This window comes from Halomonas sp., assembly GCF_052095695.1.
Taxonomy (GTDB): Bacteria; Pseudomonadota; Gammaproteobacteria; order Pseudomonadales; family Halomonadaceae; genus Vreelandella.
In genome coordinates, this window is record NZ_JBQDLQ010000008.1 from 50448 (window position 1) to 64256 (window position 13809).

Here is a 13809-nt window from a genome sequence, read left to right on the forward strand (position 1 = left end):
CTTTTCGTTCGATTATTTAATTAAAAGGAGATTCCTTATGCGCAAACCTGAACTCGCTGCTGCTATCGCTGAGAGTGCCGACCTGTCTAAAGATAAAGCAGGCCAAGTGCTAAATGTTATTCTGGATGAAATCACCAACAGCGTCGCCAAAGGTGAAGATGTCGCTCTAATCGGCTTTGGCACTTTCACTGTACGCTCGCGCGCAGCACGTACAGGCAAAAACCCACAAACCGGCGCACCGCTGCAAATTCCGGCCAGCAAAAACGTCGCTTTTAAGCCAGGTAAAGCGCTTAAAGACGCCGTTTCCTAATGAAGCTCAAGCTGACGCTGTGGCTACTGGGCTTAATGCTCAAACGTGCCCTGCGCCGCAAGCCGCGTTTTCGTGAGCAGCTAGAACGCATGCGCGGCCTGGATTGGGGGATAGCCACCGAAGATCTAAGTATTGCCCGTCACTACCGGATGACGCCGAAAAGCATCCGTACCGGTAAAGGGCTGCCCGTAGACTTAGATCTTGAGCTGCGTTTCCGCGACCAGACTACCGCCTTGAAAGTACTCAAAAAGCCAACACAGCAGTCCTTTCTTGATGGCATGATGAGTGGAAACGTCCGCTTAGTCGGCGACTCTGCTGATATGAACAAGCTGCAGAAACTGCTCAAGTATCTGTAGTAAGGACTATCGGCTTAGAGCCAACCGAGCGGTATTGGGTAACGGTTCTGGCTAAGCGCATTTAGCCAAATCAGCGCAGAGGTATAACAGCTCTCGATGGATATACCCCATCAACGCTTAGTGTACTTCCGCGTTACCCTGGAGTCTGGCTCGGTGCGCCGTGCAGCGGCTCGCTTGGACATTGCTCCCTCGGCGGTTAGCCGGCAAATTTCATTGCTGGAAGAAGCCTTGGGGGCGACCCTCATGGAGCGTCAGCGTGACGGCATTTCACCCACGCCGGTGGGTGAGATGTTGCTTGAGTACTGCGAGCGCCGCGGGGCTCTTGATGAAGGCTTTATCGCCTCACTTGAATCTTATCAGCGTATGGAAACCGGCAAAATTTCACTCACCGTGGGTGAGGGTTTTGTTAGCGACCTAGTGGCGTCTCCGCTACACGAATTTACCCAGCTTTATGCGGGCATTCAGCTGGATATCCATATTGCAGGCACTTCGGGCATTATTGAAGCCGTGGTCGGCAACCACAGCCATATCGGTTTAATGTTCCACGAACGCACTCACCCCCAGCTACGCTTTTGGGCATCTAGCTCTCAGCCGCTGATGGCTATTTTATCTCCCGACCACCCTCTCGCCCAACAAACCACGCCACTCTCACTTATTCAGCTCAGCGCCCAGCCGATGGCCATGTGGGATATCAGCCATGGCGTACGTCAAATGGTTGATCAAGCTTTTCAACAGGCGCGGATTGTTCCACAGCTGGCCATGAACACTAATTCAATGGTGGTGTTGGCACAGTATGTGCGCAGCGGCATGGGCATCACTCTACTGCCAGCCTTCGCCGTCGCCCATGATTTAGAAGCAGGTACGCTCGTCGCGCGGCCGGTCGATAACCCATTATTTCAGCGCTCCCACGCGCACATGGTCACCCGCGTGGGTCGCCAACAGCCCAAAGCCAGCATTCTCTTGCTGCGCCATTTACAGCGCTGGATGCAGGCGTTTCAAGACTCTAGCTCGGCGAGCACTCAACCAACACCGCTTCCATAGCCAAAGGCAACGCTTGCCTGTGTCGCAGTTTCCACCCACACGCTTTGCGGCACGGTGTATTCACGCAGGCCATCCAGACCGCTAGACCGGCCAAAACCGCTATCACCAAAGCCTCCAAACGGCGACATGACGCTGATCGCTTTGTAGCTGTTGATCCACACCGTGCCTGCACGCAGTTGCCCTGCCACGCGATGTGCTCTTGCCACATCCTGGCTCCATACCGCACCGGCCAGACCAAAACGCGTTTCATTGGCTAAGTGAATAGCCTCGGCTTCATCGTCAAAGGCCATGGCGATCAGCACGGGGCCAAAGACCTCCTGCTGGGCGATTTCCATATCGGGCGTTACGTCGACCAAAACCGTTGGGGCGATGAAGTAACCTTGTGCTTCCTCAGACAAGCCCGCAGGACGCTTACCGCCCGTTAATAGCCGCGCGCCAGCGGCCACGGCTGCATCAACCATGCGGATAACCTGATCAAACTGACGGCGATTTTGCAGTGGTCCCATGCGGGTCGCTTCCTCGCTGGGCAGCCCGACCTCGATCTGCTCTGCAGCGCGCGCCAAGCGCGTGGTGACCTGCTCAAATACCGAGCGCTCAATCAATAGCCGTGAGCCCGCCACGCAGCTTTGCCCGGCGGCGGCAAAAATGGCGGCTTGAGCGCCCGCGACGGCTTCATCCAACTTAGCATCGGCAAAGACGATGTTGGCCGACTTCCCGCCAAGCTCTAATACGCTGGGCACTAAGCGCCGTGCGCCCGCTTCAGCAATCATACGCCCGCTCTGAGGTGAGCCAACAAACACCAGCTTACTGATGGTGGGGTGATCGGTTAACGCCGCGCCGGTGGTTTTACCCAGCCCGTTAACAATATTAATCAGGCCTTTGGGCAGCCTTTGTGATTGCTCTAGCCCACCGGTTTCAAGCAGCATTGCAATCACCACCGATGAAAAGGGCGTTAGCTCAGAAGGCTTCAATACCGCGCCATTGCCCGCCGCAATGGCCGGGGCCAGCTGCCAGGCGCAGGTAAACATCGGCGCGTTCCACGGGGTAATTTGCCCTACTACGCCATAAGGTACGTGACGCACGTAGTTAAGATGCGATGTCGGCACAGGAATCACTTCGCCATGCTGTTTGTCGCACCAGCCCGCGTAATATTCAAACATCTCACGTACTTTTCCCACTTCAGCGCGGCAGTCGCGAATCGGCTTACCGGCAACAACACTTTCCAACTGCGCCAGCGCCTCTTCATGGCCTTCTAAGCCACGCAGCGCAGCATGCATGCGTCGACCACGCTCGCTGGCGGTTAGCGCCATCCATTCCTGCTGCCCACGCGCCGCCGCTTGGGCGGCACGCTCAATCAGCGTAGCGCCCGCATCGTGATAGCTGACCAGCGCTTCGCCAGTGGCAGGATTAGTCAGGGTAATTTGCTCGCCGACACCCGCCATTAAGCCGCCATCAACCCAATTACTCAGCGGCGTGTCAGCCGCCAAACCAAAACCTTCAAGCAGTTCGGCAAGGCGTTCACGGGCGAGTTGATTAAGTGACGTCATCACTTTTCCTCCGTCTGCGTGGCACGCGCTAAAATGGGTGTCGCAATATGGTTAAAGTCATCGCTGTCAGTCGGGTGATCAGCATTCGCGTGCCAGGCATCGACAACGGCGTTGAGCAGACTCAGAGGAATATTGAGCTGCTCAGCAGCATCCCGCGCCAAACGCAAATCTTTACGCATCAGGCCGGTGGTAAACCCAGAATCAAAACGCTCGCTCAACACCCACTCAGGAAAATTCACTTCACTCACTGCGCTTCGGCCAGAGCCACTATTAATCCCGGCTAAGCAGGCCGCGGGGTCAACGCCGGCTTTCGTCGCCATGGCCACCGCCTCAGCGGTGGTTAGCAAGTGCGCGGCACACAGGTAATTATTAGCGAGTTTAACAACGTGGCCACAGCCTGGGCCGCCCACGTGGGTGCGCTTAGCCGACATTGCTTCCAGCATCGGATTAACGCGTTCGATGGTGGCGGTGCCCCCCCCGAGGAGCATGCCCAGCTTGCCGCTAGCGGCACCTTTCGGCCCCCCGCTTACCGGCGCATCCAACCAGTGAAGGCCCGCAGCAATGACCTTCTCAGCCAGTTCTCGGCTAACCACGGGGTCGCTGGTGGATGTATCGACAATCACGCTACCCTTAGGCGCCAGCTTGAGTAGCCCCGGCGAGTGCTCGATAACTTCACGCACATGAGCGGACGTGGGCAACGACAGCAGATACACGTCGCTGGCGGGCAGTGCCTCAGGTGCTACGACGGCTAACCCTTGTTCAGCCAGCCGCGACCGCGCAGATTCAAACACGTCGCTGCCTGTTACTGTAAAGCCTGCGGCTTTAAGGGTGAGCGCCATATTGCCGCCCATCTGCCCCAGGCCAATCACCGTAATGGTTAACATAGTAAAACTCCTAAGCGCCTCTACTAAGCAATGTGCCGCGTAAAGAGGCTCAACGTAGAAATTGGGCGTAGCCGCTCCCCTACCCATCGGGCATAGAAGAGCGAATAACGCAGATGCTTAAAAAGAGCGTTTAGCGGTTAACGTCTGCTTTAGACAAGCAGCGCGCGCACCAGCTCTACCCAGTAACGCGTGCCTAGCGGAAGCAGCGTGTCGTTAAAGTCGTAGTGAGGATTGTGCAACGAGGCGGAATCCTCACCGTTGCCCATCCAAATGTAAGCTCCCGGCCGTTCGGCGAGCAGAAACGAGAAATCTTCAGAGGCCATGCTCGGCGGCGGATTACGCAGCACGCTTTCTTCACCCAACAGGTTTGCCAGCACCGTGGCACAGTGCTGGGCATGCTCTGGGGTATTGATAGTGGCGGGGTAGCAGCGCTGGTAATCCAGCTCAACGGTTAAGCCGTGAAACTCTGCCGAACTTGCAATCGCCTGCTTAAAGCGCGCCTCAAGGTGTTCTTTAAGCGCCATATCAAAACAGCGCAATGTGCCGCGCAGCTCTACCCGCTCAGGGATCACGTTGAAAGTATCCCCGGCATGCATGCTGGTAATACTCAACACGGCAGACTGATTGGGTGGCGTTTCGCGGCTCACTAATCCTTGCAGCTGGCTAACCAACTGACAGCTGGCTAACACCGTATCGATACCCAGGTGTGGCATGGCCGCGTGGCAGCCTTTTCCGGTCAACGTTAAGCTGAAAATATCAAAGGCCGCCATCACATCGGTATCATGCACCGCCGCAACACCCACCGGCAGCCCTGGCCAATTATGCAGGCCGTACACGGCATCCATGGGAAAGCGCTCAAATAACCCGTCTTCTACCATCACGCGCCCACCGCCTGCACTTTCTTCGGCGGGCTGGAAAATAAACACCACGCGACCTTTAAAGTCCGGCTGCTGCTTTAATGCCCAGGCGGCACCCAGCAGCATAGTGGTGTGGCCGTCGTGGCCGCAGGCGTGCATCTTGCCCGGCGTTTGAGAGGCGTACGCAAGCGACGTCTCTTCAAGAATGTCCAGCGCATCGATATCCGCCCGCAGGCCAATGGTTTTGCCTTCACCGCGCTGACCATCCAGCGCAGCAACTACGCCAGTGCCCGCGAGCCCCGTGGTCACTTCATAACCCCACTCGGTCAGCAGTGTGGCAATACGCGCACTGGTGCGATGCTCTTCAAAAGCGGTTTCAGGGTGCTGGTGAAAATCGTGACGCCAGGCGCTTAATTCTGCGCTTTCGGGCAAACGAATTGAGGCCGTCATCCTACTCTCCTTAAAGCATTATGTGAGCAACCACCGCTGAACCAATAAAGGTACCGGTGAAGACTAACAGCGACACAATCACCAGCTTCCAACCGGCCTGCTTGAACATGGCAAATTCACGCCCGGTAAGCGCCAACCCTGCATAAGCCAACACGGGCGTAACCACCGCCAGGAAGTTCACTGCGGCTAACTGCGCGATAATCCACCCACTACCGGGAAACACTGGCAGCGTTGCAATGATGCTAATCAATGACACCCACGCAACGCTAGGTAGGTAAAAGGGACAAAGCCGCCCCATCACTAAGCCAATAATGACCATGACATACAAAATCAGCATGCCGGGTAGCGCGTCTAATAACGGCGCACCGTTGACCACATTGCTAAACCAGGCAGCGACACACACCGCCGCTAGTACCAATGCTGTCTTGCCCAGCTGATTTTCAGGGCGCAGCTCTTTTAATGCTTCAGCGTCAAAGCTATCAACGCTAGTTTCATGAGTTTTCATGGCGGGCCTCCTGGCGCAAACCTTTTAGGCGCTTGTACATCCACTCGGTTACCGGCAGTGCGATAAACAGTGAAACATACAGGCCAGTGGCATAAGTCAGCAGGTTACTTGCCCCTGCAAAGGCCAGCAGCTCATCTCTGGAAGCAGGCACCGCTTCAGCTAACGCCGCCGAGCATGCCGCCACCATACTGCCGCTGCCCACGCCACACGCCATGGCTAAGGCGCGAATATCAAGAATATCCAGCGAGGCGATGTAGCCGGCTAGCAAGGCGAAGTAGAGCGTTCCGAACATGGTCCCCACTACGTAAACGCCCATAATGCCGATACCTTCCGGGCTTCTTAGCCCGTAACGGTCTGAAATAATGGCAATATTGGGTTCACGAGCGATAGAGTAAGTCGCACCAATCGCCTCCCGGCCCATTTTGAGAACCAGTACTGCAAAGGGCAGCGCTATCAGCATGGTGCCCAGATTACCCAGTTCTTGAAGTATCAGCGCGGGGCCTGCAGCGATGATCTGATCAATCGCCGGGCCAATGGTAGAACCAAATTTAGCAATGAACGGCAGGATCGCGATCAAAATGATCGGCCCGGCTGCATTGCTGACCGGCTTGGGAATAACCTTACCCATGCCCGAAAACAGATGAGGGTTAAACAAAACGCCAATCACAAACGCGTATAGCAGCGGCAATAACAGCAGTGTTCCAGGCCCAAGCGGAATTCGCACGATGCCTATCCACTCAGCAAACATCGACGTGACTATCACCATCAGGTGAAGACGCCAGTTCAGCAACAGCTTGAGATCCATTGGAATGATCCTGTTTTTTTTAGAGTCACTGTGAGTATCGAAAGGTTAGTGTTCTAATCATAGGAGTTTAGTGCGCTATTTTTTAGAACGTCCTGCCGCTGGATCAATCACAATACGCCTACATAATATGAAAAAATTGATTAAACGTTGATTGAACTGTTAGCGACACACGCCTCTGTAACGCTCTATACTGACTAAACTATACCAAAGTCTAATAACCGCCAATAAGAGACGCTATGCCACTTTCACTGCCGTTGCGGCGCCTTTGGACCCTGGATAAATTTGCTTACAGCCTGCGCGTTTTTATAGCGTTCAGCGGCGCTCTGCTGTTGAGCGGCCTGTCTGGCGATATAGCGTTAGTCATTCCACTATTTTTGGGGATTATCGCCTGCGCGCTTTCTGAAACCGACGACAGCTGGCAGGGGCGTTTTCAAGCCCTCATCGTGACGTTGGTCTGCTTTACATCGGCATCATTTATCGTTCAATGGCTGTTCCCCTGGCCCTGGCTATTTGTCCTTGGGCTGGGTGTTTCTACGTTCACGCTCATTATGCTCGGCGCTATTGGGCAGCGTTACGCCACCATTGCTTCGGGCACGCTCATCCTGTCGATTTATTCAATGATCAACATCGAACAGCATGGCGGCGTAGACGCAGACGTGGCCGCACGCCAACTTCTCCTGCTCGGCGGGGCGGTGTGGTATGGATTAATTTCGGTGGTGTGGTGTGCGCTGTTTTCGCGCCAGCCGGTAAAGCAGAGTATGGCCCGAGTCTACAAGGCGCTGGGCGAGTTTCTCATCTTGAAATCCGCGCTGTTTGAGCCCGTGCGTGGCGTTGATGTCGAAGTACGCAGGTTGGCGCTGGCCCGCCAGAACGGCAACGTCGTTGACGCGCTCAATCAAGCCAAAGAAATGATTTTTCGCCGCCTAGAGGGCCAGCGCGGCGACCGCCGGCTAAACCGCTACCTGCGTATCTACTTTATCGCCCAGGATATTCATGAACGCGCCAGCTCAACCCACTATCCCTATAGCGCGCTCAGCAAGGCCTTTTTCCATCATGACGTGCTGTTTCGCTGCCAACGACTGCTAGACCAACAGGGCCGTTCCTGCCGCCAGCTGGCCAAGTCACTGCTGCTCAACCGGCCGTTTGATCACCAACAGAGCGAAGAAGCCTTGGCCGACCTACACGCCTCCATTGAGAATCTGCGCGACCGGGGCAGGCCAGAATGGCGCCCGCTGCTTTATCCGCTGAGTGCCCTCGCCGACAACTTAGCGACGTTAGAAACCCAGCTTGCCAGCGCGCACAATCCCGATGCCAGCGAAGAGCGGCGCGATAGCGCGCTCTATGATCGCTCTCCTTCTAGCGTGCTAGAAGCATGGAAGCGGGTGCGCCTGAACTTCACCCTGGGTTCACCCACCTTTCGCCACGCGGTGCGGCTATCCATCGCGCTGATGGCAGGCTATGGGTTATTGCAATGGATTGATCCTGAACAGGGCTTCTGGATTCTGCTCACGACGCTGTTTGTGTGCCGGCCTAACTTTGCCACCACGCGTCGGTTTTTATCGCAACGGATTATGGGCACGGTATTGGGCCTGACAGTGGGCTGGGCGTCGATCAGCCTCTTTCCGCACCCGCTAGTGCAAAGCATGATAGCCGTGGCTGCGGGGGTATCGTTCTTTGCCAACCGCGAAAAACACTATGTTATCGCAACCGCCTCTATCACGCTGCTGGTGCTCTGCAGCTTCAACCAAGTAGGCGATGGCTTTAATCTTATCTTGCCGCGTCTTTTCGATACCTTGATTGGCTCGGTGATTGCAGGATTAGCGGTATTTTTTATTCTGCCCGACTGGCAGGGCCGCGGGCTTTACCGCGAGGCCGCCAACGCGCTGAACGGCCATCGCCGCTACCTTGAAGAGATTATCCACCAGTACGAGGAAGGCAAGCAGGATGGCTTGGCCTACCGCTTGGCGCGACGCAATGCCCACAATGCCGATGCCGCGCTTTCCACACTGCTCACCAACATGCTCCACGAGCCCGGCCACTACCGGAAACTGGATGCAGACAACGGCCTGCGTTTTCTAGTGCGTTCCAACACGCTGCTCAGCCACCTCTCGGCCTTAGGTGCCCATCGTCATCAGTTGGCCGATGATGAAGACGATGCCACGCTAGTGCCGGTAGCAACACGCATTGGCGAGCTGTTAGGCCATATCGCAGAACAGCTAAACAAACGCCAGCCGGTAGAAATACTGACAGACCAAACGGCCGCGCTATTAGCGCAATTAGAGGAGCAAAACGCCGCTAGCGCAGACGAACAAACCGTCGCCCTGTATCGCCCTATTCAGAGCCAGCTGCGCCTAATTGCTGAACAGCTAGCACCGCTGGGCGAGGCTGCTAATCGGTTAACCAATACCGCCCTTGCGGTCAGTAAATAGCCTTCCCATAACGAGTACGTGTAAGCAATATCTTACACCCATGTAAGCCATTGACACCGCGGGCCCTCGCGGGGTTGCCCTTTGCCTTAACACCGTTATCCTAATCGGTTTATGAGTTTTTAACTCACCCAGGAAGCGTTGCGATGGCAGATGGTACAGGACTGCAGTTCACTCTAACGCTACCCGGCGTTGATGATATCGCGGTGATTGACTTCACCCATCGCGAAGCGCTCTCCCAGCCCTTTGAACTGGCGCTGACTCTGGCTAGCCGCGATGGCAGCCTAGACGCCGTCGATCTCCTTGATAGCGAAGCTACCCTGACTATTTGGCAGGATGGCGAACCGCTGCGCCGCGTGCACGGTATCATCGCTGAATTTGGTCGAGGCGACCGCGGCCACCGGCGCACTTTTTACTCGCTGGTGCTGCGCCCCGCGCTCTGGCGGCTTTCGCTACGCCAGAACTCGCGGATTTTCCAGAAGACCGACCCGCTCACTATCATCAATACCCTGTGCGATGAGCGCGACATCACCGATGTGGCCTTTGCGGTGAACCGTGATCTTCCTGAGCGCGAGTACTGCGTTCAATATCGCGAGACAGATCTCGCCTTTATCGAGCGTCTAGCGGCTGAAGAAGGCTTGTTCTACTTCCATGAATTTGAAGACACCGATGGCGGCGCCCACCGGCTGATCTTTGCCGACGACCCGCAAGTGCTAACGAGCCTTGGCGAGCGCACTTATCACAGCCGAGCGGGGGGCACGGCTCCTAGCCGCCATGTACGCAAGCTGAGTCAAAAGGCCCGCGTCGCTGCGGCCTCTGCCACCCTCAAGGACTACAGCTTCAAGAATCCAGCTTATGCCCATCTACACGAGCACTTAGGACGCGATATTGAGGCCCACGGTCAGCAGTCTGACTACGAACATTTTGATTACCCCGGCCGCTATAAGCAGGACGCCTCCGGTGAAGCGTTTGCCCGTATTCGCCTGGAGCAGCTGCGCCGCGAGGCCATCACCGCCAATGCCGAAAGTGATCTTCCCGAGCTCGCGCCTGGCCTGCGCTTTACACTCACCGATCACGATACTGACAGCCTCAACCGTGATTGGCAGGCAATCAGCGTTATTCACCACGGCGAGCAGCCTCAGGCGCTGGAAGAAGACAGTATCAGCGTTAGCGAATCAGGGGGTATGACTCGCTATATTAACCACGTCACGTTAACGCCAGGCGACACTCCCTGGCGGGCCACTCTCAATCCCAAACCCCGCGTGGATGGCCCTCAAGTAGCCTTTGTGGTCGGCCCAGAAGGCGAAGAGATCCACTGCGACGAGCACGGCCGGGTCAAAGTGCAGTTCCCCTGGGACCGCTACGCCGAACCCAATGACACGGCCAGTTGCTGGGTACGCGTCGCCCAAGGCTGGGCAGGCGGCGGTTATGGCAGCATCGCCATTCCGCGTATTGGCCATGAGGTCATCGTTTCCTTCCTGGAAGGCGACCCCGATCAGCCGCTGGTCACCGGGCGTACCTATCACGCAGTCAACACCGCGCCGTACCCACTGCCGGAGCACAAAACCCGCACGGTCATCCGCACCCAGAGCCACAAAGCCGAAGGCTTCAACGAGCTGCGTTTCGAAGACGAAGCGGGCGAAGAGCAGATTTGGCTGCATGCCCAGAAAGACCTGGAGCTGCTAACGCTTAACGACCGCACTGAAGAAATTCAAAACGACAGCCACCTTAAAGTGCACAACGATCGCATCAGCGAGATCGACAACGACGATCACCACACGGTGCATAACAACCGCTACACCCAGGTAGACGGCGACGACCACCTGATGATCGACGGCACTCGCCACGAGAAAATTGGCCAAGCACATCTGCTGGAAGCCGGGCAGGAAGTCCATCACAAGGCAGGCAGCAAAACGGTGATAGATGCCGGGGCCGAGATCACCCTTAAAGCCGGCGGTAGTTTCGTCAAGCTGGATCCTAGTGGCGTCACCATCGTAGGCCCCCAGGTTAAAATCAACTCAGGTGGCAGCCCTGGCTTCGGCGCAGGGCAGGCGGTTTTAGCCCCTTTACGGCCTCGTGGTGGTGAAAGTAGTGTGGGTAACTATAACCAGACATTCGTCGCCATGTGGAGTGGTACAGAGATACCCGCCGCGAATGTGCGCTACCGCATTACCGATGCTCAGGGCAATGTCATCAAAGAAGGGCGCACAAATGAACTGGGTGAAACCGGGCCTATGGAAAGCGATGTGCCAGGCCGCCTGCATATCGATATTTTGGGAGACTAAGCATGTCTGCGAATGAGGTTCTAGGCGCGGCTGACGCAGCTTACACTCCCACCGACGACACACAATCTGTCGCTGTTAACCTACATATCTGTAACAAGCAGGTGCCCCCAACAAATGAGAGCTTTTTGGGCAACTGCGAATGGTATTATCACCCTTTGCACGATGAGTTTATTGATAAAAGCGGTGTGGCAAGCTGGGAGGCCCTTAGAGCCTGGGCCACCCGATGGAACCCTTTCGATGATATTGACGTAGTGCGACGCCTTCTGGCCAACCGCGATGTGTTAATAGCTCCCAATAGTGCCCATGCACACTGGTCACGGCACGCCAATTTTATGATGCGCCATATCGGCTGCGGGCATCTGCCACCGGATTATTACATCAGCTACGGGTATTATTACTGCTACACCTATGGAGAGCGGTTAAGACCCCGTTTGAGTACTGATGGACAACGCTGGTTAGATCAAGCCAGATTTAATCTGCAAGAAAACATAGAGAGTGGCCTTGACGATAATATGGACGGTGATGAACTAACGGTGGTCTGCCGCCGCTACCCCAATCGCACCATGCAGATGGAGGTCACTCAATATGAGCTGGAAGTCGATCCCGTTACCTTCAAAACTTTTGCTTTCAATACCCATGTGCCGGCCTATCTTGATGCGGGCCTTGCTGACTTACCGCTCTCCGACCTGATGCGAATTGGCACCCAGCCCAATGCTGAAGAGTGGCTGGATGGCGAGACGTGGAAGCAGGCTTGGGCCAGCGCTGTTGAAGTCGGCTGGGACAAAGCTAACAGTGCCAAGGATGCTGTCTCAAGCCGAGCACAAGCGGCGGCCGAGGCGGCGAATGAGGGGCTCAGTGCTGTGGAGCAGGCGCTTTCGCGGCTGATGAATCATATACGCTAGGAGCCACTATGCGCCGATATCAGTGGGCAGCAGCAATATTGGTCATTTTGATAGCAGGATACGTGATAGGGAGTGGTGGCATGTGGGAGCGCATTAGTAACGATTTTATGCAGGAAGATACCCCTTATGGGCCGGGGGATTTTCGGATGCGTAATGAGCAAATCTTGTCAATGAAGCTCACGAATCCTGAGACTACTTTCAAGCATCGAACAGATGAAGAAGTAGCCGCGAATGTTAAGCTTGAGTACAGCGAGCGCTGGATGGCCAGCCCCGCTGAACGAGCTAACCGCCGCACGGTGCGTATCCTCGCGGGTTCGCTTGAAGAGGGCGTTGAGCGGCGCTTTGAAGAGCCTGCTCAACAGGCCGACTGGTGGCTATCTCCAGATTGGAATACCTTATATCTAGCAACAGGCTGGTCAGACCGTACTGCTAATAAGCCTGCTGGTGAGCGCTATCACCCTCAGGCGACTCAACTGTTTAAATCTACCGACCAGGGTGAATCTTGGGAAAAAGTACGCTGGCCTGAAGATCAAAATATTTCAGCCCTGAGGTTTATCGATGCCCAGCGTGGCTATCTGATTGGTTGGGGTCCCCATGTATGGCGTACCGAAGATGGCGGCGAACACTGGGAGGAGATCCCTGTGCCAACGGCAGCACGTGATCCAGAAAATGAACGGCGGCGTTTCGATTTAGTCGCCCTCGGTCAGGATAACGTGCTGCGTATGGCGTTCTTCGATCAAACCCGTGGCGAAAGCGTGATCTACTCGCTGCCTTGGGGCGAGACCGAACCCACCTTCGACGTGGCGATAGGTGATTACGGCGTTAATGATATTGCCGCCACCGAGCAAGGCGAGGTGTATATTTTAGCCCGAAAAGGCCGCCCTAAGTCGCTGATGCCCAAGGAACAGTTGGTGAATCATCCTACGTCGATCTGGCACTGGAATGGCGACCGACTGGCTGAGCTGCATGAATTTGACAGTGACTTGGTGGGCTATGCTTTATACATAACGCCAGAAGAAGGCTTGCTATTTGATGGTGTTAACGAAGGCAGCCTGCTGGGCAAGGACGTGACTGCGATTAGCTACGATGGCGGTGCCGACTGGCGCATAGAGGATGAAGGCCGCAGCGCTCAGGGCGGCTACTATGACACCCGCACAGGCGAGCGCTGGCGTGTAGCAGGCTACTCACTTTATCGCCGCGAGATTCCTTAAATAAATCAGCACTATAACCATCTAAGCAACATGAACACGTCGGGAAATAGTGTAACGGTCACTTTAAGCCCTGAACATGTAAAATAACGGCTCACACCTGCCCATAGCGGCCCGCGGCTTCACCCAGCCAACGGCGTACCAGTACAGCGGTGACGTCTGCGTTGCCTTGCAGCGCCTGGGCCATGGCGGTAACGCGCTCTAACAGGTCCGCATCGCGCTCAAGGTCGGCG

Annotated in this window: 12 protein-coding genes; 7 read left to right on the top strand and 5 right to left on the bottom strand. The window is 55.8% G+C overall.

What is annotated here, in order from left to right; translation table 11 throughout:
- The first annotated feature begins 37 nt into the window (after positions 1-37).
- From ACTH5D_RS02870 to ACTH5D_RS02880, 3 genes are all read left to right on the top strand, one after another.
- Complete coding sequence (locus tag ACTH5D_RS02870) at positions 38-310, top strand: HU family DNA-binding protein (protein WP_290825659.1); 273 nt, start codon at positions 38-40, stop codon at positions 308-310.
- The gene (locus ACTH5D_RS02875; protein ID WP_441668186.1) at positions 310-666 is read left to right on the top strand and encodes a hypothetical protein; all 357 of its coding nucleotides are present in this window, start codon (positions 310-312) and stop codon (positions 664-666) included. Before ACTH5D_RS02870 ends, ACTH5D_RS02875 begins: the two co-directional genes overlap by 1 nt.
- 96 nt (positions 667-762) lie before the next feature.
- Positions 763-1707: a LysR family transcriptional regulator gene (locus tag ACTH5D_RS02880; protein ID WP_441668188.1), complete on the top strand. Its 945-nt coding sequence runs from the start codon at positions 763-765 to the stop codon at positions 1705-1707.
- On the opposite strand, the gene ACTH5D_RS02885 is transcribed toward ACTH5D_RS02880, so the two are convergent.
- The 5 genes from ACTH5D_RS02885 to ACTH5D_RS02905 all read right to left on the bottom strand — a co-directional run bounded on the left by ACTH5D_RS02885 (position 1686) and on the right by ACTH5D_RS02905 (position 6755).
- A complete protein-coding gene (locus tag ACTH5D_RS02885; protein ID WP_441668190.1) occupies positions 1686-3254 on the bottom strand; it encodes an aldehyde dehydrogenase family protein in 1569 nt (522 codons plus the stop codon). The two genes, ACTH5D_RS02880 and ACTH5D_RS02885, sit on opposite strands and share 22 nt — an antisense overlap.
- Complete coding sequence (locus tag ACTH5D_RS02890; RefSeq protein WP_441668192.1) at positions 3254-4138, bottom strand: NAD(P)-dependent oxidoreductase; 885 nt, start codon at positions 4136-4138, stop codon at positions 3254-3256. The genes ACTH5D_RS02885 and ACTH5D_RS02890 overlap by 1 nt, the downstream gene beginning before the upstream one ends.
- Before the next feature lie 149 nt (positions 4139-4287).
- Positions 4288-5445, bottom strand: coding sequence for a M20 aminoacylase family protein (locus ACTH5D_RS02895; RefSeq protein ID WP_441668194.1), 1158 nt, complete (start codon positions 5443-5445; stop codon positions 4288-4290).
- 10 nt (positions 5446-5455) lie between these two features.
- Positions 5456-5950 carry a hypothetical protein gene (locus tag ACTH5D_RS02900; RefSeq protein ID WP_441668196.1) on the bottom strand — a complete coding sequence of 165 codons (495 nt, stop codon included), beginning with the start codon at positions 5948-5950 and terminating at the stop codon, positions 5456-5458.
- Positions 5937-6755, bottom strand: a complete 819-nt coding sequence (locus ACTH5D_RS02905) for a DUF3100 domain-containing protein (protein ID WP_441668198.1) — start codon at positions 6753-6755, stop codon at positions 5937-5939. Before ACTH5D_RS02905 ends, ACTH5D_RS02900 begins: the two co-directional genes overlap by 14 nt.
- Before the next feature lie 236 nt (positions 6756-6991).
- Between ACTH5D_RS02905 and yccS the strand changes: the two genes are divergently transcribed.
- From yccS to ACTH5D_RS02925, 4 genes are all read left to right on the top strand, one after another.
- Complete coding sequence (gene yccS / locus ACTH5D_RS02910; protein WP_441668200.1) at positions 6992-9184, top strand: YccS family putative transporter; 2193 nt, start codon at positions 6992-6994, stop codon at positions 9182-9184.
- A 143-nt stretch (positions 9185-9327) separates the two neighbouring features.
- Positions 9328-11466: a type VI secretion system Vgr family protein gene (locus ACTH5D_RS02915; protein WP_441668202.1), complete on the top strand. Its 2139-nt coding sequence runs from the start codon at positions 9328-9330 to the stop codon at positions 11464-11466.
- A gap of 2 nt (positions 11467-11468) precedes the next feature.
- The gene (locus ACTH5D_RS02920) at positions 11469-12368 is read left to right on the top strand and encodes a hypothetical protein (protein WP_441668204.1); all 900 of its coding nucleotides are present in this window, start codon (positions 11469-11471) and stop codon (positions 12366-12368) included.
- A gap of 8 nt (positions 12369-12376) precedes the next feature.
- Positions 12377-13579, top strand: coding sequence for a WD40/YVTN/BNR-like repeat-containing protein (locus ACTH5D_RS02925; RefSeq protein WP_441668206.1), 1203 nt, complete (start codon positions 12377-12379; stop codon positions 13577-13579).
- The last annotated feature ends 230 nt before the right edge of the window (positions 13580-13809 follow it).